At 63.2% G+C, this 26,708-nt stretch carries 22 protein-coding genes and 1 pseudogene; 6 read left to right on the top strand and 17 right to left on the bottom strand.

What is annotated here, in order from left to right:
* Nucleotides 1-7: 7 nt before the first annotated feature.
* Nucleotides 8-910 (top strand): sugar phosphate isomerase/epimerase family protein, encoded by a 903-nt coding sequence (locus V5E97_RS26080; protein ID WP_406694514.1) that lies wholly within the window; start codon nucleotides 8-10, stop codon nucleotides 908-910.
* A gap of 10 nt (nucleotides 911-920) precedes the next feature.
* Nucleotides 921-1,994: a Gfo/Idh/MocA family protein gene (locus V5E97_RS26075; protein ID WP_406694513.1), complete on the top strand. Its 1,074-nt coding sequence runs from the start codon at nucleotides 921-923 to the stop codon at nucleotides 1,992-1,994.
* A 2-nt stretch (nucleotides 1,995-1,996) separates the two neighbouring features.
* On the opposite strand, the gene V5E97_RS26070 is transcribed toward V5E97_RS26075, so the two are convergent.
* Nucleotides 1,997-2,815 carry an IclR family transcriptional regulator gene (locus V5E97_RS26070; RefSeq protein WP_406694512.1) on the bottom strand — a complete coding sequence of 273 codons (819 nt, stop codon included), beginning with the start codon at nucleotides 2,813-2,815 and terminating at the stop codon, nucleotides 1,997-1,999.
* A 110-nt stretch (nucleotides 2,816-2,925) separates the two neighbouring features.
* Here V5E97_RS26070 and V5E97_RS26065 point away from each other — a divergent pair, with 110 nt between their 5' ends.
* Together V5E97_RS26065 and V5E97_RS26060 are read left to right on the top strand one after the other, a co-directional pair.
* Nucleotides 2,926-4,080 (top strand): mandelate racemase/muconate lactonizing enzyme family protein, encoded by a 1,155-nt coding sequence (locus V5E97_RS26065; protein WP_406694511.1) that lies wholly within the window; start codon nucleotides 2,926-2,928, stop codon nucleotides 4,078-4,080.
* Complete coding sequence (locus V5E97_RS26060; protein WP_406694510.1) at nucleotides 4,080-4,922, top strand: amidohydrolase family protein; 843 nt, start codon at nucleotides 4,080-4,082, stop codon at nucleotides 4,920-4,922. The genes V5E97_RS26065 and V5E97_RS26060 overlap by 1 nt, the downstream gene beginning before the upstream one ends.
* A gap of 361 nt (nucleotides 4,923-5,283) precedes the next feature.
* Here V5E97_RS26060 and V5E97_RS26055 read toward each other — a convergent pair whose 3' ends face one another.
* The 6 genes and pseudogenes from V5E97_RS26055 to V5E97_RS26030 all read right to left on the bottom strand — a co-directional run bounded on the left by V5E97_RS26055 (nucleotide 5,284) and on the right by V5E97_RS26030 (nucleotide 11,881).
* On the bottom strand, nucleotides 5,284-5,637 hold the full coding sequence (locus tag V5E97_RS26055) for a DUF4272 domain-containing protein (protein ID WP_406694509.1): 354 nt from the start codon (nucleotides 5,635-5,637) through the stop codon (nucleotides 5,284-5,286).
* A 91-nt stretch (nucleotides 5,638-5,728) separates the two neighbouring features.
* On the bottom strand, nucleotides 5,729-6,604 hold the full coding sequence (istB, locus tag V5E97_RS26050; protein ID WP_406694508.1) for an IS21-like element helper ATPase IstB: 876 nt from the start codon (nucleotides 6,602-6,604) through the stop codon (nucleotides 5,729-5,731).
* Nucleotides 6,601-8,091 carry an IS21 family transposase gene (gene istA / locus V5E97_RS26045; protein ID WP_406694507.1) on the bottom strand — a complete coding sequence of 497 codons (1,491 nt, stop codon included), beginning with the start codon at nucleotides 8,089-8,091 and terminating at the stop codon, nucleotides 6,601-6,603. Before istA ends, istB begins: the two co-directional genes overlap by 4 nt.
* A gap of 239 nt (nucleotides 8,092-8,330) precedes the next feature.
* A pseudogene (locus V5E97_RS26040) lies at nucleotides 8,331-8,528 on the bottom strand (hypothetical protein); the annotation flags it as partial.
* Nucleotides 8,529-9,526: 998 nt separating this feature from the next.
* Nucleotides 9,527-10,063 carry a hypothetical protein gene (locus V5E97_RS26035; RefSeq protein ID WP_406694506.1) on the bottom strand — a complete coding sequence of 179 codons (537 nt, stop codon included), beginning with the start codon at nucleotides 10,061-10,063 and terminating at the stop codon, nucleotides 9,527-9,529.
* A gap of 495 nt (nucleotides 10,064-10,558) precedes the next feature.
* Nucleotides 10,559-11,881, bottom strand: a complete 1,323-nt coding sequence (locus V5E97_RS26030; RefSeq protein ID WP_406694505.1) for a hypothetical protein — start codon at nucleotides 11,879-11,881, stop codon at nucleotides 10,559-10,561.
* 558 nt (nucleotides 11,882-12,439) lie between these two features.
* Between V5E97_RS26030 and V5E97_RS26025 the strand changes: the two genes are divergently transcribed.
* Nucleotides 12,440-15,298: a beta strand repeat-containing protein gene (locus V5E97_RS26025; RefSeq protein WP_406694504.1), complete on the top strand. Its 2,859-nt coding sequence runs from the start codon at nucleotides 12,440-12,442 to the stop codon at nucleotides 15,296-15,298.
* A gap of 225 nt (nucleotides 15,299-15,523) precedes the next feature.
* Here V5E97_RS26025 and tnpC read toward each other — a convergent pair whose 3' ends face one another.
* From tnpC to msrA, 10 genes are all read right to left on the bottom strand, one after another.
* Nucleotides 15,524-16,975: an IS66 family transposase gene (tnpC, locus tag V5E97_RS26020; RefSeq protein ID WP_475297056.1), complete on the bottom strand. Its 1,452-nt coding sequence runs from the start codon at nucleotides 16,973-16,975 to the stop codon at nucleotides 15,524-15,526.
* Between the two features lie 61 nt (nucleotides 16,976-17,036).
* Nucleotides 17,037-17,468, bottom strand: coding sequence for a hypothetical protein (locus tag V5E97_RS26015; protein WP_406694503.1), 432 nt, complete (start codon nucleotides 17,466-17,468; stop codon nucleotides 17,037-17,039).
* A gap of 14 nt (nucleotides 17,469-17,482) precedes the next feature.
* The gene (locus V5E97_RS26010) at nucleotides 17,483-18,112 is read right to left on the bottom strand and encodes an RNA polymerase sigma factor (protein WP_406694502.1); all 630 of its coding nucleotides are present in this window, start codon (nucleotides 18,110-18,112) and stop codon (nucleotides 17,483-17,485) included.
* A gap of 106 nt (nucleotides 18,113-18,218) precedes the next feature.
* On the bottom strand, nucleotides 18,219-18,680 hold the full coding sequence (locus V5E97_RS26005) for a hypothetical protein (RefSeq protein WP_406694501.1): 462 nt from the start codon (nucleotides 18,678-18,680) through the stop codon (nucleotides 18,219-18,221).
* A gap of 33 nt (nucleotides 18,681-18,713) precedes the next feature.
* On the bottom strand, nucleotides 18,714-19,472 hold the full coding sequence (locus V5E97_RS26000) for a hypothetical protein (RefSeq protein WP_406694500.1): 759 nt from the start codon (nucleotides 19,470-19,472) through the stop codon (nucleotides 18,714-18,716).
* 157 nt (nucleotides 19,473-19,629) lie between these two features.
* A complete protein-coding gene (locus tag V5E97_RS25995; protein ID WP_406694499.1) occupies nucleotides 19,630-20,052 on the bottom strand; it encodes a hypothetical protein in 423 nt (140 codons plus the stop codon).
* On the bottom strand, nucleotides 20,045-21,499 hold the full coding sequence (locus V5E97_RS25990) for a serine/threonine-protein kinase (protein ID WP_406694498.1): 1,455 nt from the start codon (nucleotides 21,497-21,499) through the stop codon (nucleotides 20,045-20,047). Before V5E97_RS25990 ends, V5E97_RS25995 begins: the two co-directional genes overlap by 8 nt.
* A gap of 120 nt (nucleotides 21,500-21,619) precedes the next feature.
* Nucleotides 21,620-23,164 (bottom strand): FHA domain-containing protein, encoded by a 1,545-nt coding sequence (locus tag V5E97_RS25985; protein WP_406694497.1) that lies wholly within the window; start codon nucleotides 23,162-23,164, stop codon nucleotides 21,620-21,622.
* A gap of 258 nt (nucleotides 23,165-23,422) precedes the next feature.
* Entirely contained in the window at nucleotides 23,423-24,238 is an 816-nt protein-coding gene (locus tag V5E97_RS25980; RefSeq protein ID WP_406694496.1) for a hypothetical protein, read from the bottom strand.
* 837 nt (nucleotides 24,239-25,075) lie between these two features.
* Complete coding sequence (msrA, locus tag V5E97_RS25975; protein WP_406694495.1) at nucleotides 25,076-25,777, bottom strand: peptide-methionine (S)-S-oxide reductase MsrA; 702 nt, start codon at nucleotides 25,775-25,777, stop codon at nucleotides 25,076-25,078.
* Nucleotides 25,778-26,166: 389 nt separating this feature from the next.
* On the opposite strand from msrA, the gene V5E97_RS25970 reads away from it, so the two are divergent.
* Nucleotides 26,167-26,634 carry a DUF6717 family protein gene (locus tag V5E97_RS25970; protein ID WP_406694494.1) on the top strand — a complete coding sequence of 156 codons (468 nt, stop codon included), beginning with the start codon at nucleotides 26,167-26,169 and terminating at the stop codon, nucleotides 26,632-26,634.
* The last annotated feature ends 74 nt before the right edge of the window (nucleotides 26,635-26,708 follow it).

Below are 26,708 nucleotides of genomic sequence, written 5' to 3'. Positions count from 1 at the left end.
TCCACTCATGAGCCTTCCATGGAAGAAGGGGATCGTCATCCGGGCGTTTGCCGACTCGGGAGACTTTCTGGCGGGGACCGCGTTTTTGCGGACCTTGGAAGACTACAGCAGGGTCTTCCGCCGGGCGAAACAGGCCGGCTTCGACGCCGTTCAGCCCTACCTCGAGCTCGAGGGGGGCTTACTCCACCTCGGCACCGAGGCCGCGCAAGTTCGTGAGATTGCGTCCCGGGCGGTCGACGAAGGGATCGACCTGCCCAGCCTCGAGATCGCCCCTTTGCAGTACTCGTTCACGAGCAACGACGCAGCGACCCGAGGCCGAGGGGTTGAGGTCGTCCGGCGGGTCCTTGAAATCGCGGCCGAGCTGGGGGCGCGTGGGGTTCTGGTCATCCCTGGATATGTCGGGAAGCCGTGGGATCCGAAGACCGATCAGGTCGACTACGAACTCGCCTGGGACCGCACCCTCGCCGCGCTCCGCGAACTCGCCCCGCACGCCGAGGCGACGGGCGTCACGCTCCTGATCGAACCGATCTGGAACATGTTTCTGCTCAGCCCGCTCGAGATGCGTCGCCTGATCGACGACGTGGGCAGCCCGCGGTGCGGGGTCTTGCTCGATACGGGCAACGTCACGCTCTTCGGTTTCGCCGAGCAATGGATGCGGATTCTCGGCCCTCGGGTGAAGGAGATCCACCTGAAAGATTTTCGAAGGCAGGTGGGCAACATTCACGGCTTCGTCCCGCTGCTGGCGGGTGACGTTGACTGGGTCGCCCTGGCCCAGGCAGCAAGCGCAGCCGGTTTCGACGGCTGCTGGATCGCCGAGCAGTTCCCGACCGAGCGGCATGGGGAGTCGGTCCTCGACCTGACCTCGGCGGCGATGGACCGGATTCTCGGGCGTCTTGACCCGACGGAGTGAATCAATCCCAATGAGTGAGACGATCCGGATTGGATTGGTGGGCCTGGGCGATATCGGCCGGTTGCACGCCAAGGCGCTGCGGGACTGCGAGGGGGTCGACCTGGCCGTCTGCCGGGGCCGCAATCCCGCGCGGGCCGAGGCGCTTGCCCTCGAGCTGGGGGCTCGGCTCTACGACAGCTACGACGCCATGCTCGACGACCCCGAGGTCGCGGGCATCGATGTCTGCGTGCCCAACGACTTGCACCGCGCTTATGTCGAGCGGGCCGCGGCAAAGGGGAAGCATGTCCTTTGCGAGAAGCCGATTGCGTTGACCTGGGACGATGCGCGGGCGATGGTCGACGCGTGCCGAAGCGGCGGGGTCAGGCTGATGGTCGGCCACGTCTTGCGGTTCTGGCCGGAGTACGTCCGGCTCCGCGACCTGCTGCGATCGGAGGCGCTGGGGCCTTGCCTGGCGATCACGATGCGGCGGATGCTCTCCCTCTTGATTTCGGTCCAGGGGGAAGACGGGTGGAGGCACCGCCCGGGCCGGATGGGGGGCGTTGTCCTCGACTTGCAGATCCACGACCTCGACTTCCTCTGCTGGACGTTCGGCATGCCGGAGCAGGTCTTTTGCGCAGGTCCGCGCGACGTTGACGGCGGCTTGAACCACGCGTATACGACCCTGCTCTGGCCGTCTGGCTTGCGCGCCTTGGTCGAGGGGAGCTACCTGCTCCAGGGCGACCCCATGGTTTTCACCGCCAAGGCGGTCTGCTCGCTCGGCTCGTTCGACTACGGGATGAACCTTGCACAGTTTGATATGCACGACATGAGCGGCGCCGACGCGGGCCGGACAGCGCACGACGATCCGGCCACCTTGCTCTGCTATCGGCCGGGCGAGCCCCCTGAGGTCGTTTTGCGACAGGAGCCGGACGTCCTCGGCTCGGCCTTTGCCCGCGAAGTCGCCTGCTTCGCCGACCTGGTCCGCGGCCTGCCCCGCGATGACGCCCCCGAGCCGGAAGAGGCTCTTAATGCCCTCCGGCTGGCGCTCGCCTGCGCCGAGTCCGCGGAGCGGGGCGAGGTGGTTCGAATCGGCCCGTCGCCTTGAGGTCAGCGCCGGGGCGAGGCCTCTTCCTCGGAGTGGCCGAGGCGGGCGGAGATCTGCCTCGCGTAGTTTCGGACGAGTTTGCCCAGGGCCTCGCGGCGCTGGGGATCGATCTGGTTGGAGGTCCCCGAGAGGCCGATCGCCGCCACGATCTTCCCCGAGTCGCCGTGGACGGGGGCGGCGACGCAACGGCCTTCAGGCTCGTCCTCGGCGTCGTCGACGGCGAAGCCGCGGCGGGAGGAGGCGAGCAAGTCGTCGGCGAACAGGCCCAGGTCGGTGATCGTCCGGTCGGTCCGGCGGGGCAGGCCGGCGGCTTCGAAGAGCAAACGCAACTCCTCCCGGTCATGCTGCAAGAGCAGGGCCTTGCCGACCGCCGTGCAGTGCAGGCTGTTCCGCTTGCCCACCCAGGTGTTCAGGCGGATGAAACCCGCCGGCTCCGTTTTCTCGATATAGACCGCCTCGTCCTTCTCCAGGGTGGCGAGATGACAGGTCAGGCCGGTCACCTCGGTCAGTTCCTCCATCAACGGCAACGCGAGCGCACGGAGGTTGAGGTTCTGCCTCGCCGCGCCGCTCTCCCGGATCGCGAGCAGTTTATAGCCGACACTGTATCGCTTCGACTCGTCGTCGCGGCTCGCATAGCCGCAACCTTCCATCGTCTCCAGCAGGTAGAAGGCCGTGCTGTACGGGATCGCGTGGATCCGGCTGACCTCTTGTACCGTCAACCCCGTGGAACTCTGGTTCAGGCTGTCGAGGATCGTGAAGGCGCGTCGGACGGCCGGGACTCGATAGTCCTTGCCCTTGTTGGGGGGCTTGCTCTTCGGCATGTGATGGACGCTCCCGAGGGGGAGTCCCCCTTGACATGGCGGTTGATCCGAGATTAGCCTCGGCCTCAATTCCTGGATATCCTATCAGTTAGCCGACGCGGAGTCCAAGCGTGAAAATTACGCGTGTCGAGCCGGTGTTGCTGAGCAGCAAGCCAGAGCGGGAGATCCGGTGGTCGGGCGGCGTGATCTCGACGGTCCATGCGGCCCTGATTCAGGTGCATACGGACGAGGGGATCACAGGGTTGGGGGAGACCTATGTCGGGATCTTCGCCCCGCTCGCGGTCAAGGGAATTGCCGAGGCCCTGGAGCCGCTCTTGATCGGGGAAGACCCGCTGAACATCGCGGCCTTGTATCAGAGGCTCGTCTCGAAGACCTTGTTCTGGGCCCGGGTCGGCGCCGGGATCAGCACCATCGGCGCCGTGGAGATGGCGCTATGGGATATCGCGGGCAAGGCGCTCGGCAAGCCGGTGCACGAACTGCTCGGAGGGGCCGTTCACGCTCGGCTGCCGCTCTATGCCAGCGGAGGGTTGGAGAAGCCGCTGGATGAGCTCGTCGACGAGATGCGGGGCTATCGGGAAGAGGGGCTCAAGGCGGTGAAGGTCCGGATCGGGATGGACCCGGCGCGTGACCTCGAGAAGGTCCGCCGCGTCCGCGACGTGATCGGCCCGGGGATGGACCTGATGGTCGACGCGGTCCAGGGGCACAACCCGGAGCCTTGGACCGGCGCCCAGGCCGTTCGCGCCGGGTTGGCCCTCCGCGAGCTCAATCTGCGCTGGTTCGAGGAACCGTGCGCCGCGACGGACTACACCGGCTACGCACACGTGCGTCGGCATGTGGCGATCCCGGTTTCGGGGGGCGAGAGCTCGACGACGATCCACGAGTTTCGTCATTTCTTCGAAGCCGGGGCGCTCGATATCGCCCAGCCCGACGTCGCCCACGCTGGCGGGATCATCGAGTGCCGCAAGATCGCGACCCTCGCCCAGAGCCAGGGGGTCGAGGTCGCGTTCCATTCCTGGTCGTCCTCGATCGTTCTGGCGGGGAACTATCACCTTGCGTTCACCTTGCCAAACTGCAAGGTGCTCGAGTACCCGACCTGGGGGTATCCGCTCCGCGACGCCTTGTTCGTCGAGCCGTTGCAGATCGAGCAGGGGGACCTGCTTCCGCCGACGGCCCCCGGCTTGGGGGTTGAGCTGACGGACGAGGTCCGCGAAGAGTTCGCGTTTCGGCCCGAGGAAGGGATCCGGATGCAGAAGGGGGGCCGCTGATGCGGATCGACTATCATTCGCACTTCATCGAGCGGGCCCATTTCGGCCCGAAGTTCACCCGGGACTGGGACGAGCAGTGCGGCCTGGGCGCCTGGCCCGAAGTCTCGGCCGAGGACTTCGAACGGGCGATGGAGCCGTTCGACAAGGTCCTCGTTTTCGGGATCACCGCGCACGCGATGGGTGTCCACACGCCGCACGAGCACGTGGCACGCCTGGTCGCCCGCAACCCCGCGAAGTACATCGGGTTCATGGCCCTCGATCCGAGCCGGCCGGACGCGATCCGCGAGATGGAGCGAGGGGTCCACGAATTCGGCTTCCGAGGCATCAAGCTTTATCCGATCATGTCGGTCTATAACTTGACCGACCCGGCCTTCCACCCGTTCTTCCGTCGCGCGGTGGAGCTCGGTTTGCCGGTGATGATGCACATGGGGGCTTCGCCGGTCAGCCAGGGGCCGCTCAAGTACTCGCTCCCGCTCCTGGTCGACGACCTGGCCATCGCCTTCCCGGAGTTGCGGGTCATCATTGCCCACCTCGGCCACCCCTGGCAGCGGGAAACGGCGCTGGTGATCCGGAAGCACGCCCACGTTTATGCCGATATCTCCGGCCTCTGGCACCGCCCCTGGCAAGGGTATGAAGCGATGATCGTCTGCCTCGAGTGGGGCGTGACCCACAAGCTGCTGTTCGGTTCCGACTATCCGTTGTGGGAACCGAGCACTGCCATCGCGAGCCTCCGCCGCTTGAACGAGCAAGTGCAGGGGACCCCGCTCCCGCAGATCCCCGGCGAAGTGATCGAGGAGATCCTCGAACGCGATGTCTTGAGTGAACTAGGAATCATTGCTTGATCAGTGGAAAAGGAACAACGATCCGCGACCGAGCGAAAGAACCGATGATTCGTGCGGTTTCCGCCCCGGGTTGGTTTGCAGTTGCACGGCCGACTCGGCCGTAATTCCCTCGGGGTCGGCGCGAGTCCGCGGAATGGCCCTGGGCCGAGGGAAATCGAACGTCGATGGTTTCTCCGACCCCGGTGGGTAGGTCAATAGCCCGGGGTCGGAGCCCCCACTCTCTGACGGACATGGTGAAGTGCCAGATTTTCTTGCTCGCCCGGCTTCTTTCTGGTCACCGTACCCTGATTTCTATCCTGGAATGGACGGCAGGTTGTCGAGTCCGTCGTCGAGCGTGGCGGTGCAGGCTCGGCCCAGGTCCTCAGGTGCTCAAGTCCGTACCGTTCCAGTCGACATCCGGGGTAATGCACCACGTTAACGCATGGCGTCGTTCATGAACCGCCCCCCCGTGAACGACTGGGTTGAATCCTGCGGGGACCGTCTTGCCGCCTAACTGAGCACTCCGGACGGCGTTGTGGGCGCAATAGAACCGATACTCCAGGGCGATCACCTCCTCGGAGGGACGCGGGGCCGCCTTGGCGAGCAGGTCCGCGACCGTGCGACCGAGGCCGGGGAGAAAGTCGTGGATCATCGAACGGGTGATATCGGCCCGGATCTGCGAGGATTCGATCGATGGCTCGGGGTCGAACCCCAGAACCCAGGCCAATGACCACATGTTTTCAAGCTTCCAGCCGATAGTGTTGTGAACGTCGGTCGAAAAACGTAGCGCGCGCCGGTTGAAAAACGTAGCGCCCGGTAAACAGATGTTACCTGCCTGAGATCGACTCGTCCACAGGGGACGACCGCTCACCGACTCGACCTTCGCTCACGGGACTCGGACTCGATACCTTCCTTTCACGATTCAAGCCATCCGGAGCGATGCGACGACGCTTCGCCTCCTTGAGACGATAACTCTCACTGCCCGTCTCGACGATGTGGCAGCGGTGCGTCAGGCGATCCAACGCAGCCGCCGTCAGGCTCGCGTCCAACAGCACTTCCGTCCAACGCTCGAACGGAAGGTTCGTCGTTACGATCAAACTCGTTCGTTCATATGCAGTGCTGATCACGTCAAAGAATAGTTCTGCTCCTACCTTGCTCGCGGGCACGTAGCCCAGTTCGTCGAGCACCAACAGGTCCAGCTTGTTCAACTGGCCCTTCAGCCGCGCCAACTGGTGTTGATCCCGGGCCTCCAGAAGGCTCGTGATCAGTTCAATCACCCTCACGAAACGCACCCGCTTACCTCGCTGGCATGCCTCCACGGCGAGCGATATCGCCAGGTGCGTCTTCCCCGTGCCCGACGCACCGACCAACAGCACATTCTCTCGCTTGTCAATGTACTCGCACTTTGAAAGATTGTGCAACAGGATCTCGGGGATCACCGACTGGGCCGCGAACTCGAATTCTCCCAGAGTCTTCACCGCGGGAAACCTCGCCCCCTTCAGTCGGCGCGCCGCCGCCTTCCGCTCGCGCTCGATCAGTTCCAATTCGCACACCCGCGACAGATAACCCAGATGGTCCACCCGGTCACTCGCGCACTGCCGGGCGACCTTCTCGCACTCCGCCCAGATCGTCGGCAACTTCAATGACCTCAGCATCGGCTTCAAACGTACCAAGTCCCCTGGCGTCGAGCTTGACTTGCTCATCGCGGCACCTCCCCGCACAACGAGCGGTAGCCGCTCAGGTCCGGATCCGGGACGCTCACGCGTGGCAAGTGGGGGAGGCCGGCCAGGTCCAACGTCACCGTCGGCCGATCCCGCCGGTGCTCCAAAATCAACCGCACCCCGTCGGCCGCCGACACCTCCAGACTCAAGGCCTGCTCGACCGCCGCGGTCAACTCCTCGAGCGTGGCTTGTTCCAGGAGTCGAAGGACTCGGATGTACTCGACCTGGCCACGCGGCCCCTCATCCTTGGCCAGGCGGAGTCGGAGTGCCGCAAAGCACTCCGGCAACTCCCAGCCCTCCAGGGGGCGGGCATAGTCGAGCGCCCCGGGCTTCCGCTCCAGCAGGCCCAGATAATGGATTGGATCGAAGATCGTCCGACAGCGATCCCAGGAGCGAGGATGGTTGGCGACGATCGTTCCGGTCGTCTCCACTCGTACCCGTTCCACATCCGCCACGACAGTCAAACGCCGATGCGCGTAACGAGTCGGGACCGAGTAATCGTTGCGGTCGAATCGCACCAGCGACAACGAATTGGCCCGGACCGACTCCACCTGACGGATGCTCAACGACTCCTCGGGAATGGCCAACAGTTCGGCTTGCTCCCGCTCCAGGAGTTGGGCATTGGTCAGCGTCTGGCCCCGGGTCGTGCGTTTCAGGTCACTCCGGCAGCTCTCTTCCAGGCGTGCATTGAGCGCGGCGAAGGAATCGGCCTCGGGGACCGGCACGAGGAAGTTACGCCGCGCATAGCCTAGAAGCGACTCCACATGTCCTTTTTCGTTAGGGGAACGGACGCGGCAGAAATGAGATTCAAACAAGTAGTGACTTTTCATTCTGAGAAACTCAGTCGTCACGCCCTCCCCCCGCTGACCGACAATCCGAGCCACGGCGATCCGGGTATTGTCGTAGGTGATCCGACGGGGTACGCCGCCGAAGCAGTCGAAGGCGAGGCGATGTCCCTCCTGGAAAGTGAGCGTGCATTCCCGCGGAAAAACGGCGCAGAAGATCGCATCGGAATGGGTGAGCGTCATGACAAACATCGCGGCGGTACAGGATTGTCCGGCGATGTTAATGACGGCGCGTCCGAAGTCCGCTTGAGCGTCGCCGGGTCGGTGGATCAAGGGGAGGAACGCTTCGGCTTGCCCCTCCCGCCAGGCTTGGACGACGCCTTGGACCATTGTCAATCCACCAAGATAGCCATGTTCATTTTTAAGTCTTTGGAAGATGCGTCGAACGGTGTGCCGCTGCTTCCTCGGCGCCTTGCGGTCGTCCTGGAGGATTTGGTGGATGATCGGCAAGAACGGTTCGAGTTTGGGGCGTGAGCGGGGCAGGTTCTGGCGATAGCCTGGAGGCTCGTTATGGAGGAGGATCTTTTGGAGGGTGTCCCAGTGGATGTCGAACTCGCGGCAGATGGAACGTTTGCTCTGCCTGTCCACGAGGACGCGACGGCGGATCTCGGCCCAGTTTTGCATGTGTGTGAACACCCAAAGACCTCGCGACGCGTGGGGTATCGAGGCGAAACAGTGTTCGCCTTGGTGTACCAGACGCCACGAGTGGATCTATGAGCGCTACGTTTTTCGACCGAACATCGGAGACCGGCGAGCGCTACGTTTTTCGACCGACGTTCACAGATAGTGTCGACGTGCGATTCCTGGGCTTCATCGCGAGGCAGTGAGAGGATCGCTCGCTCGTCCTCAGTCAGCCATTCCTTGAGCCCGTTCCTGTCGGCATAGGACTGAATTTGTTCGGAATCGACGTCTTCCACGGAGTAGGCCACCCAGGTGAACAGGGCATCGAGCGCCATGAACCGAGCGGCGACTTCCTCCGGCGGGCGGACGGGCCGAGCCGGGTCGGGGAGGGGCAGCGATCGTGCCGGGCGGAAGCCGAGTGCCTCCAGTTCCGCGAACACCTTTGCTCTCAACGCTTCTGCTGTCACGTTCGTGTCTCCGAGGCCATCGCCGAACCTGGTCTAGGCGTCCGAGGTGTCGCGAACGATCGAGTCGTTCCTGACGCCTGAACTGAGAAACCATGCCGGAAGCGAACGATGTAAATCGGGTTTCTGAACCACGCTGGCATGATACCTGGGCGAACTCAGTGGCGAAAGGTCTGGTGCTCGGCCCAACTCCCCCCGCGCACCAGTTCATGGGTCGAGTGCGAATCCCATCTCCTGTCCGTGGCGGAAAACACCCCTGAACTCCCCGGCGGACGTCGGGATTTCTCGGCTCGGCTGAGCCGTTGGTCGTGCCGACCCAGAGTCATGTCTTCCCGTTGGCCTCGGCCCACGACGTCTCGTTGATGTGGGCCGATGGGGCATTGTGGATCAGTTAATGTTTAAAGTTAATGAAGACGAAGCGAATTGGTCTAAAAAATGAAGTGTTAATCAGTAAGCACGATGTACTTTATAGTATAGTGTGGTTATGCGATTTCCTGTCGCAGCCATCGAAGACGCAAGATGTGGAGGACGATTGTTTATTGTCATGATTTTGGAAACTGTCGCCACGTTACTGGGTTTTCCGTCTGGGTTCGTCAATCTTGTGTCGTTGTCACGGTGTCAAAGGAGCCAGCCCATGCGAAGGTCCCAAGACAGGGAGCTCACGCTCCCCGCTCGCCTTTCAGACGAGCGAAATCCATGGAACCACGATCGGTGTCGTCCCTTGGTTGTTGGTCTTCGCTCGCCTTCCAAAGGCGAGCGGGGAGCATGAGCTCCCTGTCTTGGGGCTGACGAAGAGCCTCCCGTAACGTGGCGACAGGGTGGTTTTTTTCTCAACGACCCTCCATCGAGCTAGGAATCTCACTCGTTCTCCGCGTCCACCTCGACCTCGTAGAGCCCCACGCCAGCATCAGATGTGGCCATGGATTCAATGAAAGTAAGTAACATCAATGATTCTTGTTGTAATAGTTTGCTGGTTATTGTGATCGCGTGGTGCTTAGGTCTGTTGGTGAGACGATTCTTTCGCATCGCAGTTGCCAATAAAGAACCCCTGCGGATAGCACGCTGCCCATCAAGAAAGTTCCGCCCACTGGAACTGCCACGGAGAACTTGTCCACAAAGGGAAGGGAAAAACCGCCCGTGATCAGTCCGAATGAAACTCCGGCATGTGATAATCGCCACCATTCCGTGAGTGACACGATGACGCCGCCCAAGCCTTCGATGACCAGGAGAGTGCCGATTAAGACGAGAGGGTTCACGCCAAGGTGGTTCGCCCAAAAGTAGTAGGCGAGGCCGACGCCGAGCATGAAAACGAAAAAGAGCCCGACTTGCGTGCTCGTGCCCTGCGAGCGTGGCTGAACATCGGATTTCGACTTGCGGGTCAAGTGGCGGAGCAGGCCCCATGCAGGTAGAGTTAGCCAGCAAATCGCCATCGGTAACGCGGCGGCGGGCGGGGGACGAAGGTTGGGAAAGAGTCCGACCAGCAGGACAAATAGCCCCATGCTGGCAAACACGGCGCATCCCCGAAGATCCCGAACACCGAGCGGGGGCAACGTATTTGGGATTCCGAATCGGGTAGGAAGATCATTCATGGTTTGGCTTCCGGAAAGCGATTGGGAACGCCTGGATTGTACAGAAGCATAAAGCCTTATCGCTCTCCCTCCGTTTTTGTAGCAAGAACTCGGTTCGGCAGCAGTGCGAGTGGCGGTTTGGGAGTGGAGACCCTCTGTGCCGCAGTCGAGTGGGTGATCCGGCTTGCGCCGTCGGTCCCCCCCCCCGGGGGGGGCGCTAAACAGTTGGTCGCCAAAAGGCGGCTAAACCTGTCGACCGAGGTCTGTGAGAATTGTCAAGATAATGATTTATAGATTGCTGATGCAATGATGTGTTTGCTTAATATGAGGCGAAATGCGATGGAGTATTTGACCGGGCTCGTCTTGAGGCTCGAGCCCAAGACGAGCGAAGGGATTGCACCTCGAACTCGATCGTGAGGATCCCGGAACGGTCGTAACTCACGACTCCAGAGGCGAGGCGGCGAAGATATCCGTCCCCTCTACGAACGAGCTGAACGCTCTGAGAAGCGAATTCTGGGCGAGTCGGACGATGGAGAGAAACTCCCGAAGTTCCCTCTCCCCCTTGAGGTGCCGGTGAAGGATCCTCCGCATCGCCTCCCAGTGGCCATCGGTCCCACCGTCGAAGTCTGCGTGGGAGGTGATGAAGGTCATGGCGCGACTTGGGTTGTCCACCCCCCACGAGGCGATGTTCCGCGAAAGTTTCTCGACGAACTCCTTCTTCAGGAAGGCGGAGAGTGCCTCTGCGGCAAAGGGAGCCGCCAGAAAGAGGGATGGGTCGCGACGAGGGCCGAAGCTTAACGATTCTTGCAGGCTCATGAATGTGCGAATATGCTCTGATGGGGAGTGGTGGTTCTTGATGTAATCGACATCGAATCCAAGCTGGTCGATGTCGTTCTCGAGCATCACCTCATGGTCGATCTCGCCGCCCAGATGGCGGAGGTAGTGCTTGCGCAGCTCAGGATCAGAGGTGATTCCGATCACCGTGCCGAGGAGTCTGGTGGTCCACCGGACGTAGGTATGCATTTCCGCGAGGGTTGTGATGTACTGCCTTCGGGTGAGCTCGCCGTTCTCCACTGCCTTGAACCAGGGGCCTTCGTAAAACCGCCTGGCTCCGCTCATCACCTCGCCAACGACCTCATCCACGAAGAAAGTCTCGCGGAGATACGGGTGTAAGTGTTCCGGGATGCGTCGGAAGGAATTGGACATCACGTAATTCACATCCTCGGCAATGGTCACGACTTCATAGCTGCCGTCGCGGCCCTCCACACGCCGCGAGGCGACCTTCTCGAGATTCCTCGCTCCCGAGACTTTGCGCCCGGCCGCCATGCCGGGCTCCATATAGGCAGCCAGCCACCGTCTTTCCTGCATCCTGCCCTCACGGCCTGCCAGATAGACGAGGAGACTAAATAAGCCGTTTCCGCGGTAGTCAGGATGGACCGTGCTCCGGGTCGAAACCATGGTCTCTCGGAGCACTTTTTCCGGGAGGCGAGTATGGGCCGCGAAGTTACTGCGCTCTGCCAAAACTGCACAAGTCGATGCAACGAGACGGTTGTTGTTGGTGCTGTCGTAGACCAGGAAATGGACGCCTTGGCGGTCGTTATCGTCGACGAGCTTCTCCTCGGAGAGAAGACCTGTTTCCTGTTCCCAGACGAGGCGTCGAAGGTCAATGAGCTCGGGGAGCCAATCCAGGCCGAGGCACCGTCTGATCTCGATCGAGGTGGGGCCCGGGGTGCTCTTGAAGTCGGGTTTGATGTGTGCCATGGGAATGTCTCGTCGCGGTAGAGGGGGGCACCATTACCGTACTGGCACCCTCATAGGGCTCTGTGGTCTGCCAGCCGGTCCGCGAAAATTGTCCCGATCCACCAAGGCCGGTCGCCTGAGGGCGGTGGGGTGAAGCTGAAGGTAGCATCGAGATAGAGAGATCACAAGCGATTGGCGTAAGGAATGATGAATTAGCCGATGCGTGTTGGCCGGCCGTCTGCTCAGGCAACACCACCGGCAGCAGGTTCATTGTCCCCCCCTTTCTCTTCGAGTTACAGCGGTTTCCAGTCGGATGACGTTCGGAACATGGAGACCGAATCACCTGTTCTGACGGATGGAGTCTTCCCCTTGACGGGACGGAGCCAAGGTGTGGGCGGCGAAGTGTTGGTTTTTATATTCCCCCCTCGCCTTCAGCCCGTTCAATGTTTCTATTAAGCCATTAGAACTACGTGCCTGAAATCAAAGGCCGGCAAGCATGATCAGAATTTTGGGACTGCCCATCTTTCCCTGATCCCTTCTTCTTGCCTCATCGCGACCCAAACTCGAGGACACGCGTCGATGACCAGCGAAAACCAACGGCGCGAACGAGAAGGCGCGGCGCGACACCAGCCCCGACCCCGTGACCATTCGGGCCGGCTCCGCCGTGTCCTGCTCGGCCTGGAGGCGTTGGAGACGCGCGCCGTGCCGGCGACGATCACGGTGACCACGAACGCCGACGACCCAGGTCTCGCCCTGGACTCGCTCCGCGCGGCGATCGCCTCGATCAATGCCGGGGCGGACGCCAACGCCGCGGTCACAACGGCGCGAACCGGGGCGGGGTATGGGACCGACGACACGATCGCGTTCAAGATCGCCGGGGCAGGCGTGCAGACGATCGCCCTGGGCAGCCCGCTACCGCCCCTTCTCGTACCGATGATGATCGACGGTTACAGCCAACCAGGGGCTCAGGCCAACACACAATCGGGGGGCAGTAATGCGCACCTGCTCATCGAGTTGGATGGCAGAGACGCCGGGTTCTTGGTCGACATCCTGACCATCGCCACCTCCGACAGTGTCATTCGCGGACTCGTCATCAGCCGGATCGGCGGGACGGGAGTGGCCATCAAGGGCACGAGCTCCACGAACAATGTGGTGGCCGGCAACTTCATCGGCACGGATGCCACCGGCACCGCCGGGAACCTCCTGCTGGGCAACATCATCGGCGTGGGGATCAAAGAGGGCGCGACGGGCAACACGGTTGGCGGTACCACTCTTGCCGCTCGCAACCTCATCTCTGGCAATTCCTACGTGGGAGTGCAAATCCAGGGCACCGGGACGAGCGGTAATGTGGTGGCCGGCAACTTCATCGGCACGAATGCCGCCGGTTCCTTGCCCATCATGAATGGCACCGGTGTGTCCGTCTCCGGTGGTGCGACCGGGAACATCATCGGCGGAACCATGGCCGGTGCCGGCAACCTGATCTCCGGCAACAACAACTTCAATGTGCAGATCACGGACGCCGGGACCAGTGATAATGTGGTGGCGGGCAACTCGATCGGTCTCGATTCCGCCGGAACCGACTCTTTCCCCTATCAAGTCGGCGTGCTCATCAATAATGGCGCAACGGGGAACAAGGTCGGCGGCACCACTGCCGACGCGAGCAATCTCATCTCAGGCAACCGCTATGGCGTGTTGATCCAGAACCCCGGGACGACCGGCAATCTGGTCGTGGGCAACATCATCGGCGCCGCTGATGCCGTCGGTTCCGGGCACTTCAAGAATGTCTACGGCGTGGCCATCCTCGACGAGGCGACGGGGAACACGATTGGCGGCACCATGCCCGGCGCCGGCAACACGATCGCCTTCAATGCCAAGGGAGTCATCGTGGGGCTCTACTCGACGGATGGCACCACGGTGGACAACAGCATCCTTGGCAATCGGATCTTCGGCAACACCACCATCGGCATCGACCTCGGCAACGATGGACCCACCCCCAATGGGTTCCACCCGTGGCCGTTCCCCAACCACGGCCAGAACGCTCCAAGCCTCTTCGTTGCCCCCGGCACGACCGTCGTCAGCGGTGTCCTCGATAGCGATGGGAACAGCACCTATCGCATCGAGCTTTTTGCCAGCCCCGTCGGCTCCGTGGTCCAGGGGGCGAACTTCCTCGGCTCCGTCGTCGTGACCACCGATCCCTCCGGACACGCGAGATTCGACTTCGGGCAGCTCGCGCTCCCGGCCGGCATGGCCTTCACCGCCACGGCCACCTTGGAATCATCGGGTGGCTTTGGTGACACCTCGGAGCTCTCGACGCCTCTCTATTTGCCCGTGAACATTTCTCCGGACAGCTTACCGGTGATGACCGCCCAGAGTCCGTTTCACGCGACCGTGACGGCCACAGGGGGCAGGGGCGGTTACGGGTTCGCGTTGGCCTTCGGGACTCTGCCCACGGGCCTGGCATTCAACCCGATAACCGGCCAGTTGGCCGGCACGCCTACCATCACGGGCGAGTCGTTCGACTTCACCATCATCGCGACCGACAGCGGTGGGAGCCAGGACGCTCACCAGTACCAGGGCGTGGTCCACGCCGCGATCGCCCTCTCGCCGGCCACCCTGCCGTCGCTCACCGTCGGCAGTCCGTTCCGCCTGATCGAGACGGCGGTGGGAGGCAGCGGCGGCCCGTACCGCTTCACGGTGACCGCCGGTGCGCTTCCGGCAGGTCTGACACTCGACCCGAGCACCGGCTTGTTCAGCGGAGCTCCCACAGCCGCAGGTGAGTATGCCTTCACCGTCACGGCCACCGCCGGCGCCGGGGATATCGGCCGCCATGCATTCAGCGGCGTTGTCGACCCCGCTTCCATTCCCAGTCCTACTCCCACGCCCACTCCCGCTGTTGGTCCGGCCCCGGTGATCCAGGACCTGCAACGCTTTGGCATCATGGCCCAGCCGACGACTCTGGTTCTGACTTTCAGCACGGCCCTCGACCTGGCCCGGGCGCAGGACGTTGGCAACTACACCTTGTTCTCGGTCGAGGCGAAGGGACGCCGCCTTCGCCCGGTCCGCCTGGCCGCGGCGACCTACGATCCGGTCCACTTCACCGTGACGCTCGTTCCGGTGGCACGGAGCCTGAAGTTGCGCCAGACCTACCTGCTGCGAATCAACGGGTCGGCCCCCTCGGGTTTGGCCAGCCCCTCGGGAGCTCAACTCGACGGCCTTGGCAACGGACAGCGAGGGAGCAGCTATTCGCGTGCCTTTGGCGCCGGCGTCCTGTCAGGTCCGAATCGGTTGCTCCATCAGGCCCCGTCGGCCCATGCCACCCTCCCGAGCGGCAGCCATTTTGCCCGTGTGATGGAGCGAACGAGCGCCATGAGTAAAGCTTCGCCGAACCCGTTTCTCCCGACGTCAACGCGATCGGCCTTGGCATCATCGCCGGGCTAGCAATTCCCGTGGGGGTGGGCACGACCCACCATCTTATCCTCCGTTTTGGCAAGGGGATAAGGGATGGTGGGCCGTGCCCACCCTACGGGGAAATCGGATTCGGGCCGTTGATAGGTCGTGATTCATTGATGGATCTGTGGAAGATTGGGCGAAGCTTTGCCGCTATAAAGATCTAGGCAATTGTCAAAAAAATTAGTAGCCGTTCATAGGACGGGAGAAGTGAAATCAGGCGGCTTTGATGTCTGACGTGCTGGCCGGCAAGAGAGAAGGGACGGCGTGACCGCGACGATCCGCTTCAAAACACGAGGTCAAGTAGTCCAGGACGTTACGACCCTGTTGCCGAGAGGTCGCCACCACGGTCAGCATCCGTTCCACGAACCGACTCCCCTCCGCGCTGGCCGTCCCGCCGCTGATCCGCCGCCAGATTACCGCATGCCGCAACGAGCGTTCGGCCACGTTGTTCGTCGGCTCCACGCCCCGGACCCGAGCGAACGTCCACAGGCCCTCCTCCACCTTGAGGATCTCGAAGCAGGTCGCGGCCGTCTTGGCGCACGAACTCCGCGATCCCTCCTGAAGGGCCCTCTTGACCTCCCGTCGCAGTCGGCTCATCCGCTCTTGGAACTGGTCCCAGGGCACGGTCCCGTCACGAACCCGGTGCCAGTGCCGGAACAGTCGGTTCGACAATCCGAGCAACCGCTGTCCGACCCGCTCGCTACCACCACCCCGGTCGATCATCGCCTGAAAGTCGCGACGAAGATGAGCCCAGCAGATTTGCCGCCAGGACGCCATGATCCAGTCATAGGCGCTGAATCGATCGCTGGTGACGACCTGGCCGTCTTGACTGCCCAACAACGCCCGGGCGATCGCGCCACTGCGGTTCTTGGCGATCGTGAAGACCGTGGTCAGGCGAGTCACCGTCACCCACAACCAGACCTTGCGAAGTTGCTCACGCCACGACGTCTCGTCGATGTTCGCCACCTCGGCCTGATGGACCGACAGCGCCAGTTCGTTGTAGGGAGCCTCCAGAGCCGCGGCCGACTGCCGTTCCAGCTTGGCGATCATCCCGGTGGAGATCGACAGGGTAAACAGATCGGAACTGACCTGCTGGATCTGCCGTTTGCTGAGACGATAGGCCCCGGCGAGCATGGCCAGGACGGCTTGAAGGTAAGGGCCGAAACAACCGCTCGGGACACCGGGGGGCAAGGCGCCGCAGGTCGTCTCACCGCATCCGGGACAGGTGAGACGATGAAGTCGATATTCATCGACGAGGGGCTCGATCTTGGGCAATTCGGCCACCTGATGGATCAACGGCTCGGGGTCGTCGCCCCGAAGCCCCTGACCGCATCGGCGACACGCCTCCGGCTTGCAGTGGATGGTCTGGCGCAACTTCTCAGGCGGCACCAAGGCACGGTGGGATTTGCGATGTCCCGGTTGCCCACCGCGCTTCTTGCCGCTGGCCGGAGCGGGCGGCCGCCGCTTCAGGCCGATCGGATCAGACGAAGGTGGCTTGGACGAGTTGGTGGAGTTGAGCTTGAGCCGTGCTTCGAGATCGCTGACCCGCGCTTCCAGGTCGGCGTGCCGCTGCTGCATCGCCACAAAGACTGCAGCGATGGCGGCCTGAGCGTCGGGCGGCACCGTACTCCAGAGGTCGTCAGGGATGGGCAGCGGATTCGTCATAACGCAGATATAGTGCCGTCATCGGCAACTTTCAATACCGGACTGTGAACGGCTACAAAAATTAGCTCCGCCCTTCGTCGCCGAGGAGGTGTTGGCTCGAGCGGAGGATGCGGTGGTGCCGGCTCTTGGAAGCGCCCGAGGGTTGGGCGGCTTTGGCTTTCAGGTCGGCGAGGTTGGCCTGACAGAACGGGCAGGCGACGACGTCGAGGTGGAATGTCAGGTAGGCGGCGAAGTCAGGGTCGAGGGCATCCAGGAGGTAGCTGCCGAGTTGCTGCCGGGTCGGGCAGGTCAGGCGGCCGCGACGCCAGATGGCGCCCAGGGTGTGGAGGCCGGGGTCGCCTCGGTTTTGGCGGACGTCTTCGAGACGGGCGCGGAGCTCGGCCGAGTCGCGCAGGCATTTCTCGACCCGTGCCATGTCTTCACCCGGCAGGGTCTCGGCCAGGTAGGCCCTGAGCGTTTCTTCGTCGATCGCCGTGTGGTGGATTTCGCCCATAGGAGTTCGGGTCCTCACCCTCCGCCCAGTTCATCGAGACTCAGACCGGCGCGGCGGGCCATTTCCTTGAGCCGGCCGACCGTCTGGAACTTGTAGCTGGCGACCGCTTGTTCGGTGATCTCGAGAAACTTCGCCACGTCCTTGTTCGCCCACCCCTTCACGACCAAAAGCTCGAGGCAGCGGAGCCGGTCATAGTCGGCCCGCGCTTGCCACTCCTTGACGAGCTGGCCCAGCGCCTCGGTCAAGAGCCGTTCCTCGGCCTTCCGGCGCTCGTCGCTCCGGGCGATGCTCGAGGCAGGGCGGCCACCGCCGGGGACTTCATCGAGGGGCCGGCCGTGGTCGTCGGAGCCGAATTGATCGACGGGTCGCCGACCTTGTTTACGGAGGTGGTCGGTCAGTTTGTGCGCGGCGATGGAGAAGAGATAGGCCTCCATGTCGCGCTTCTCGTCGTAGTGGGGGAGGCTCGTCAGGAACCCGACGAACGTCTCTTGCACCACGTCCTCGCTGGCTGCGCGGTCGCGGAGCCGGCTGTCGACGAAGGCGAGCAGTCGACCTTCGTAGCGTTCGATCAACTGCTGCCAGGCCGAGGCGTCTCCAGCGCGCACCTGCCGGACTAGCAGGGCCTCGGCGTCGGTGGTGGCCATCGGTCGGCTTCGCCCCGGAACGAGGAAGGATCGAAAAAAAAGAAGGCGCCGCAACGTCTGTCTATTCTAAACACCTCGACGTTCCGTTGCCTATGCGTTTCCTCGCTCAGAAAAGGTCGGACACGGTATGGGCGCGGACCATCTCGGGCTTGGGCTCGGGCCAGTGGGTCAGGCGATAGGAGCGGAAGAACCAGAGGCCGACCGGGGCCATCATGATGAGGAGGAAGGTCCAGATCAACTTGTCGTAACGCCCCGGGAAGGCATCGTCGCGCAGGCCCATCAGAAAGAGGAACTCGCGCTGCCAGGCCCAGAGGAAGAACGCAACCACGATCAAAGCCGCGAGAAAGAGCAGGAAGCCTGCTTCTCGAGGGCCTCCCCGCGAGGCTGTGAAGAGGAGGGTCACCAGGGCGACGATCCCGCCGAATTGCCAGATGATCCGCGATGGGGACAGCGTGCGCCAGGACTCGGGCCATTCACCTTGGGCAAGTTCCGGGGAGACGCCTCGAAAGAGGCCGAGAGCCAGGGCCGGTACGCCGACCACGATCACGACGGTTAAGAGGAATCCCATGGGTCAGTCCCTTCTCTGGAGCCACGATCAAGGTCAGGCCAGCAATTGGTAGATCAGCACGCCTGAGGCTCCGACCCCCGAGGCCGCGGCCACGCGGAGCCAGTTGGTGTAGTAGCCTTTAGTCGCCTCGTCGGCCCGAATGTAGCCGGCCACGGCGGCCAGGCAGGTCAAGATCGCCGCGAGGCCACCGCCCATCAGCACCATCCTGCGGACAACCAACTCGTGTTGGTAGGCCGCGATGATCTCGGCGCGACGGGCTGGCGTGGAGTCGATATGGAGGGTGGCCTTGTAGAGCGTTCCGTAGTCCTTTTCGACCGGTTCGATCTCGGACCGCACAATCAAGCGATCGATCAAAGGGGCAGGGGGCTTCCAGGACGCCGGGATATCGGTCGCGAGCCAGGCGGTCACCTGATGCTGAAGCTGCACCCGGGCATCGTCTCGGGCTCGCGATTCGGTGGCCGAGATCCGCCCTTTCACGACATGGTCCTCGACCATGGAAATGGGGGCGGTCTGAGCCGGATTTCCCGGGTGGGGGGCGACGTTCGGGGGCCTGAGGGACTGCCGTGGGGGCTGGATCTCGGCCGTGTCGACTCGTGTTCCAGGGTAGATCGGTACGGGAAGCCCTTCGGCCGGCTCGCGTTCGAGGTCCTCGGAGGGCGTCACCATCGCGATTTGCCGTGCCGTCCCGAAGGTGCGGTGCGGTGGATCCGCCGGGCAATGGCTGTGGAAACCGACGACCCACAGCTCGATCATTCCGAGCACGATCAGAAATAGAAAGGTGAGTGATTTCATCGGAATCCGATCCTTGCCGTGACCACGACGAAGTAGCCGGGACACCAGTGGGTTCGCGACGCGACCAGGAATATTCGAGGACCAACCACCGGATTTTCGAGCGAGCCGCCGGCCGCTCTTGCCGATTCTCTCATGCGATTACCCATGAATATTGGCCTCAAGCGGCCCTGCGTTTTTTCAAGGCTTGGGCGTAGGCGGCGGCCTCTTCGCTCCAGGGGCTCACTAACTGGGTCACGATGGCGATCGAGACGGCCGCGGCGATGTTCGAGGGGACGGAGGTGGGGCCGACCGGGAACAAGATCGCGGCGACCAGCGTGGTCAAGAGGATCGGAACGAGCCGAAATCGCGCCTTGCGGTCGCGGACCGTCAGTGACTTCCAGCCCCCCGTGAGCAGGCCGAGCAGAGCGAAATAGGCAGGGAATCGCAGGGGGGCGGTGTTCGAATCTTGGGGCGAGCCGAGCCAGGAAACGAGCTCGATCGAAAAGGGGTCCGGCACGCTTCGCCCCGGTGCCAGACCGAGCCAGGCCGTGAGTACCAAAGCGCCGACGCCGAGCATGCCGCCGAATAAGATGTTAGCCATTCGCCGGGTGCTCGGGTCGATCGTTCGCCCTTCCGTCCCCTTGCCCACGATCAAGGTCCCCCAGGTCCCCAGGAGCGTCAGGGCAAACAGGTAGACGCCTTGCTGAGGATCTCTGGATACGTCGATCCCGACCGCCAGGCCGACGGCCAGGGTGATGACCACGGCGAGCACGGTCGCCCAGAGCATCGAGGTCGCCAGTTCGGCCACCCGGATCCGAGGGCTGGGCAGAGGAGGAGGGGGCAAAAGCGGCGCGGGGGTGGGAGCGGGCCGCCTTGCTCCAGCCACCGGCCTTGCCGCGCGTGGAGGGGCCGGGGCGGGGTTGGGCCGCGTCGGTCGTCGCATCGCCCCCCAGTTTTCCCGGAGCCGGGCGAGCGGTGGCCGTTAGGGCGCGGGGCTGGGTGTCGGGGCCGATGTAGAAGACCGGCTCCTCGGGCCCGATCCGATGAATCTCCTCGTCGACGATCAACAGGTCGGCGGGCAAGGACGCGGGACTGACCTTGCCGTCGCCGATGAACCGGACCGGGGGAGCTTTGGGGGCGTCTTCGGGGGGGAGCAGGTCGAAGAGCCGGGCCGGACGCTGGCCTGGGTCTTTGGCCAGGGCCCGTCCCACGATCGACCGGTAGGGCTCGGCGAGCCGCCGCAAATCGGGGCGGGCGGTCAGGTGTTTCATGAGGATCTCGCCGACCGATTCGCCCTCGAACGGCACTCGGCCAGTGAGCATCTCGAAGAGGATCACCCCGATCGCGTAGACGTCGATCGGCTTCTGGTACTTGCCCGAGGCGATCTCGGGGGCCATGTAGTGACAGGTGCCGATGCTTTCGGAGTGACCGGTGTCCTGGCTGGCGTTGATCAGCTTGGCCAGCCCGTAGTCGCCGATCTTGACGATCCCCTCTTCCATGAACATGTTGGCCGGTTTCAGGTCGCGATGGACGATCCCGTGGTCGTGGAGGTAGGCGACTCCTTCGATGAGTCCCTTGAGCCAGGCGCGGACTTCGTGCAGCGGCATCCCTTCCGGGTGTTGCGCCAGCACGTTGGCCAGGCTCGGGCCGGCGACGTACTCCATGATCACGAATGAGTCGCCCGCGTCGTTCGCCTTCAGGTCGTGAATCGTCAGCAAGTTCGGGCACTTGAGGTTCATGCACTGCACGACCCCCCGGCGCTCGACCTCCAGGTTATGGAGGATCAGCTTGAGGGCGACTTCCTTGCCCGAGTCCGACGTGGCGTAGTAGACCTCGCCGAACCCTCCTCGGCCGATCGCACGTTTGATGGTGTAGCCATCGAGCGGGCGGGCACCCGAGCCAAAGGTATAGCGGTGGTTCCCTTGCAGGTTAGGCTTGGTCATTTCGGGGGACCCCACGGGCCGATCGTGACCCGGTTGGTTGCTGGGCTCGTAAACGACCGTTTCGGCCAGGTTCGTGCCAGGGAGGTCTCGGGAAGTCGCGCTCATCGCAAGGCAACTCCAAGGTCGTCGAAAGAGGGTCTGGGAGGCGTTGGTTCAGGGCGTCGGTTCGACCGACGTCCCCTTCGATTCGCGTCCGTTCCTCGGACGTCACATCGTTGGCCCCCCTCAAACCGACTTGGTCCCAAGGGCTTCCAGGCTGAACGAGAATCCATCGCCCAGGATGCTCGACTGCAACGTCAAGGGGGCGCGGGCCGCACAGGCCCGGCCGTCGACCTCAAATCCGCCGGTTGCCCGGCACCAGAGTGCTCCGCCTTGGCGGTAGAGCACGACCGGCTGGGCCAGGCCCGGGGCCGGGATGTGCGCCTGGGGCGACCCGTCGATGATGCAGGTCTCGGCCATCAGGAGCACGCCGTCGACCGCCAACGGGAGGCGATGCCGGCTCACGATCGATAACCGGGCGGTCGAGCTGACCGGGCTGGGCTGCTGGAACTCCAGCTCCACGGTCGAGCCGAGCCGGATCACGTCGCCGTCGCGGAGCGGGGTCGTCTCGACCGCCCGGCCGTTGACGAACGTGGGCTGGTGGGCGCGGAGGACATAGCCGTCGCCGTCCCGGACCAGGGTGGCATGGTTGCGCGACAGGTCTCCCATGAGTGGCACGTCGGCATGGCTGTCAGGCCCGGCGCGGCCCAGGATCACCTGGTCGTCCAGGCAGACGAGATAGCCGCCGACGGCATCGACCCAGACGAGGAAACGCCCCTTGGGGCCGGTTTCCCCCTCGCGGGCCGCCGGCCGTGCCGGCTGGTGTTGTTGCGGCTGTGGCTGTGGCTGAGGCACGAACGGGGCCCTCAAATTGGCATTGAGCCAGGTGATCGGGGCGGCCTCGGCCGGTGGGCTGACCGGTTCGGCCGGCGTCCGGCCGGAGGCGAGGGCCACCTGGGGGATCCTGGTTCCGCGATCGGGCCAGGCGGCCGATGGGCTCAAGGCTCCGATCTGCTGCCAGGCCCGGGTTCGTGCCTGGCGGGCCGCCGGATGTTCGGGGATCGCCTCCAGAACGGATTCGGCCAGGGTGAGGACCTCGGACCATTTGCCGGCCGCCAAGGCGGTGTAGAGGGCTTCGACCCGGGGGGCCGCGGCCTTCTGCCTCGTCTCGACGTCGCGGCGGGTGTCGGTCAGGGCCAGCTTTGCAATGCCGGCCGCGAGCCGCTCCGCTCGGTCGAGCTGGTCGTGGGCCCGGCCGAACTCGCCGCGACGCGCCTCGTCGAGGGCCGCCTGCCAGGCCTCGGCGATCTCGCGGGTCCTTCGCAAGGCAGGGCCGCCTACCTTGTGGCGGGCGAGCTGTTCGACGCGTTCGACGACTCGGGCCGGTTCGCCCGCGTCGAGGTCGCCACGGACCTCGGCCGAAACCTTGTCGGCCAGGCTCAGGCGAGCCGCGGCCAAGGTGTCGGGGGCGGCCCCTTGCCGTTCGGCCAGATCGAGGTCCTCGATCGCCCCGGCCACGTCGTCGGATTCGCCTCGTCGTGAGGCCCGAGCGATGAGGTCGAGGGCCAACTTTGTTCGCAGGCGAACCGCGTGGTGGTGGTCGACCACGTCGGGCCGGCTGGCCAAGACCAGCGCCTCGTCGTAGCGCCCCGCTCGTGCGGCTTCTTCCGCCTGCCGCAAGACCATTCGCCAATGTCCCAGCATGGTTGACTTGCCGCCCGGATTGGCCATGGGGGAATCACACTCCGCCATGTTACGTTGGGATGCGAGCGCCGCTCAATCGGATCTCTTGCTTTTGATCTGCTCTGAACCCGGTCTCTCGATCAGGCCCGGTGCATCCATCTTCTGGTGATTGTTTCGAGGCCTCGGCCGGTTCGGTTCCGTCTCGTGGCCGCGGCCGTTCGGTCGGCCGTCTCTCAAGGCAAGGGAGAAAAAGGGCGGACCAGCCAGGGGTGATTGGCCGGTCCGCCCGCGGAACAAAGCCATCCTTTAGAGGCTCTTGTCCCCAGTTTTCGTTTCGGTCCCCTTGACCGGGGTGCCGAACTCGGTGTCGATTTCTCGGACCACGTCGCGGCCCGGTTCGAGGACCGGCAAGCCACCGTCGGAGAACCGGCCTTCAATCTCAGCGACGCGGGCCTTGACCTCGAGCCGCTTCTCCAGGTCGGAGATCGTCTGCTTGGCGCGGGACAGGGCACTGTCGTCGAAGTTGAACTCGTTCTTGCCCTGGGTCGCCTCGATCATCCGGAGCTTGGCTTCGATCCCCTCGAGCTTCGTCAGCAGGTTCCGCTTCGCCGTCACCAGGTTCGTCATCTGGAGCCGGGCGGCGGACACGGCCTTCTGCCGGGCCTTCAGGGTCGCTTCCTTCTCTTCGAGCACCCGGGTGACCGCCTTGTAGTGGTCGAGCCGGCTCGCCAGGTTCGCGTTGATCTCCTCGGGCGAATATTTCACGTGGCCAGCCAGGCGGTAGTCGCCGTTCTTGACGCTGTCACGCAGGCTCAGCAACTCTCGCTTCTCGACGGACAGGTTGGCCTGGGTCGAGGCAATCTCGTTCTCGAGGTGCTCGACGTCCACCTCGGCCCTGGCCAGCGTTTCCCGGTTCTCGATGATCGCCGGTTCGAGATTGGCCACCTCGTCCCGGGCCCGATCAATCTGGAACTGGGTCGGAATGCGATCCTGGGCCGAGTGACGCGCCTTGTGGAAGGCCGTCCGCACGTAGCTGGGGGCCGAGATGCCGAACACCAGGAACAACGCCCCGGCGCCCAACGCGGCACCCAGCACTCCCTTCTTGACCAGTGAGCAAACCATCTCGATGTCTCCTGATGATTCCGTGGAACCTGGATCTTCGACTCTCGCGTCACTCAGCACTCAGCGATTCGGCCCCTGAGCGGCCGCTCGTCACTAAAGGTAATTCGAGGCCCATCCCAGATTATTGGTCCCTCCACTTCGGAATTCAGCCTCCGGCCGCCCCTGGAATCCTTCTCTCGACCAGGATTAGAGTGAAAATGGATAAAATGCAGTAAATAGAGGGAATGTTTAGTCCGGGTTGCGGCGTTGGATTTGGTTTCGAGGAGCCGAGGCGACGCTCTGGACCGAGGTCATCCTCAGGGCCGCCACTGATGGGGCGGACCAGCTTCGGTATGTGGCCACCAACGACATCATGCCTCTGGTGAAGGCAAGACGCGAGCCGGCCGAGCCGGAGTGCATGGCAATCATGAAGGCGCAATTCCTGCCGAAAGCCTGGAATCCGGCGAAGGACCCCTGGATTCGCGCCTTCCCTCTGATCGTTATCATTAACGGTGAAATCGAGACGCGTGGATTCTGCGTTTCTGGTGGGGTAAAGCTTTGCCGAACCCGTTTCGCCCGACGTCAACGCGAGCGGCCATGGCATCATCGCCGGCCTAACAATTCCCGTAGGGTGGGCACGGCCCACCATCTTAAACTCTGTTTTAGCAGGGAGATAGGGATGGTGGGAGAGTGAAACCTCGGTCTCGTCAGAGCCTGCACGCTCGACGGCCACCGATTCTCAAGGGGGGGGCTTGACATTGATCTCCCCAGCCCAAGCTTCCCGTTAGGAAGCCTGGGGCGGGGGTGGGGGCGGAAGGCGAAGAGGATTTCACGTGTTGTTCGAGGAGGGCCGCCGCGTTACTTGATGAGCTTGAGCTTTCTGAGCTTGGGAACGATCTCCGCCTGACAGTAGGCCGCGCTGCTGTTTCTGCGAAAGTAGTCTTGGTGGTAGCGCTCGGCCGGGTAGAATTCCTTGAGCGGCTCGAGTTGGGTCACGATCGGGTCGGCGAAGACGCCGGCGGCGGTGAGCTCCTTGTACGACTTCAGCGCGGCCTTCTTCTGGTCCTCGTTGTGGTAGAGGATGATCGAGCGGTACTGCGTGCCGAAGTCAGGTCCTTGCTGGTTCAAGGTTGTGGGGTTGTGGCAGGCCCAGAACACCTTGAGCAGCTTCTCGAAGGGAACGACCTCGGGGTCGTAGACAAGCTGGACGACTTCTGCGTGCCCGGTCAGGCCGCTGCTGACCATCTCATAGGTAGGCCGAGGCACGTTGCCCCCCGCGTAGCCCGAGACGACCGATTTGACCCCTGGAATCCGCTCGTAGACGGCCTCGAGGCACCAGAAGCAACCGCCACCGAAGGTCGCTTTCTCGAGCTTGACCTTCGGCTCATCGGCCTTCTTCTCTTTGTCGTCGGCCTTGTTTTTACTCTCGCTCTTGGTCTCGTCGGCCTTGCCCGCGTTCGGGGACTCATCCCCCTTTGATTGGGCCCGGGCCGGTGCTTGGCTCGCAAGACCCATGAGTAATGCGATTGCGAGGGATGCCGCCAGGGAGCGCAAGGTCATGGCATGACTCCTCAAAAAAAAAGGGATGTTCCAGCACGTCGAGGGCCGGCTTTCGGCTTCGTCAGGCCGGATCAGTGGGTGTGCGGTGGGGGGCGAGATTCGCTCATTTTTCTCAATCTTACAGCGCTCGGTCTGTGGAGTCGATGTTCGAGCCTCGGCGAGTCGATACCGGCGAAGCCGCTGGCTGGAAACGGGCACCCTTGTCTCTCCGGCGGATCTGCTCCCTTGTCCGAAGGTCTTCGGGCGTCATACAGTACGGATACATTTCTCGTGAATCGGCCTCGGACCCGACGTCGAGACCAGGCCTGAAGTTGAGTATGACCCTGGTCTTTGATGGCGAAGCCACCAGTCAGAATCCCAATAAAAGAACGAAGAAGAGGGGAGGAGCGATGCCGATCGTTCGGAAAACCCGCTGGACCCTGGTGGGAGCGGCGTTTGCGATCCTGATCCTGGGGCTCGGCACTTACGGTTACCTGACGCGGAGGGCCGGTCTCGCCGGACCGTCGAGTAACTCGATCATGGTCATCACTCCGTACTGGTTCAACGGGACATGGGTCTTTGATGATCCAGGAGTCGGGTTGAAACGCGAGCCGTTTGTGGCTGGCGTCCCGGAAATGATCGACGTTCTCGCCAAGGACATCCCCGACGCCAAGGAGGGGTTCCGCCTGCTCTTTTCGGCGAATCGGTTCCCAGGGACCCAGAAAACCTTGACCTGGATCCGTGGCGACTCGCTGGGAAACTACTACCGGCTCGACGACCCCCCCATGGAGGGCTGGATCTGCCCGGCGATGTTCAAGTATTACAAGACACCCCCGAAAGCACTCCACGTCAGGGCAGAGCGGCTCCGGCGCTCATAGCCCGAGTTGCACCAGACCTCTCAGCGGCATCCGGATCGAGTGCTCAGCTCAGGGTTTCGCGGGCTTCGGTTTCG

Source organism: Singulisphaera photorubra, assembly GCF_045290345.1.
GTDB lineage: Bacteria > Planctomycetota > Planctomycetia > Isosphaerales > Isosphaeraceae > Singulisphaera.
Note: the sequence above shows the minus strand (reverse complement) of the source record. Positions and strands in the feature narration are given on the sequence as shown.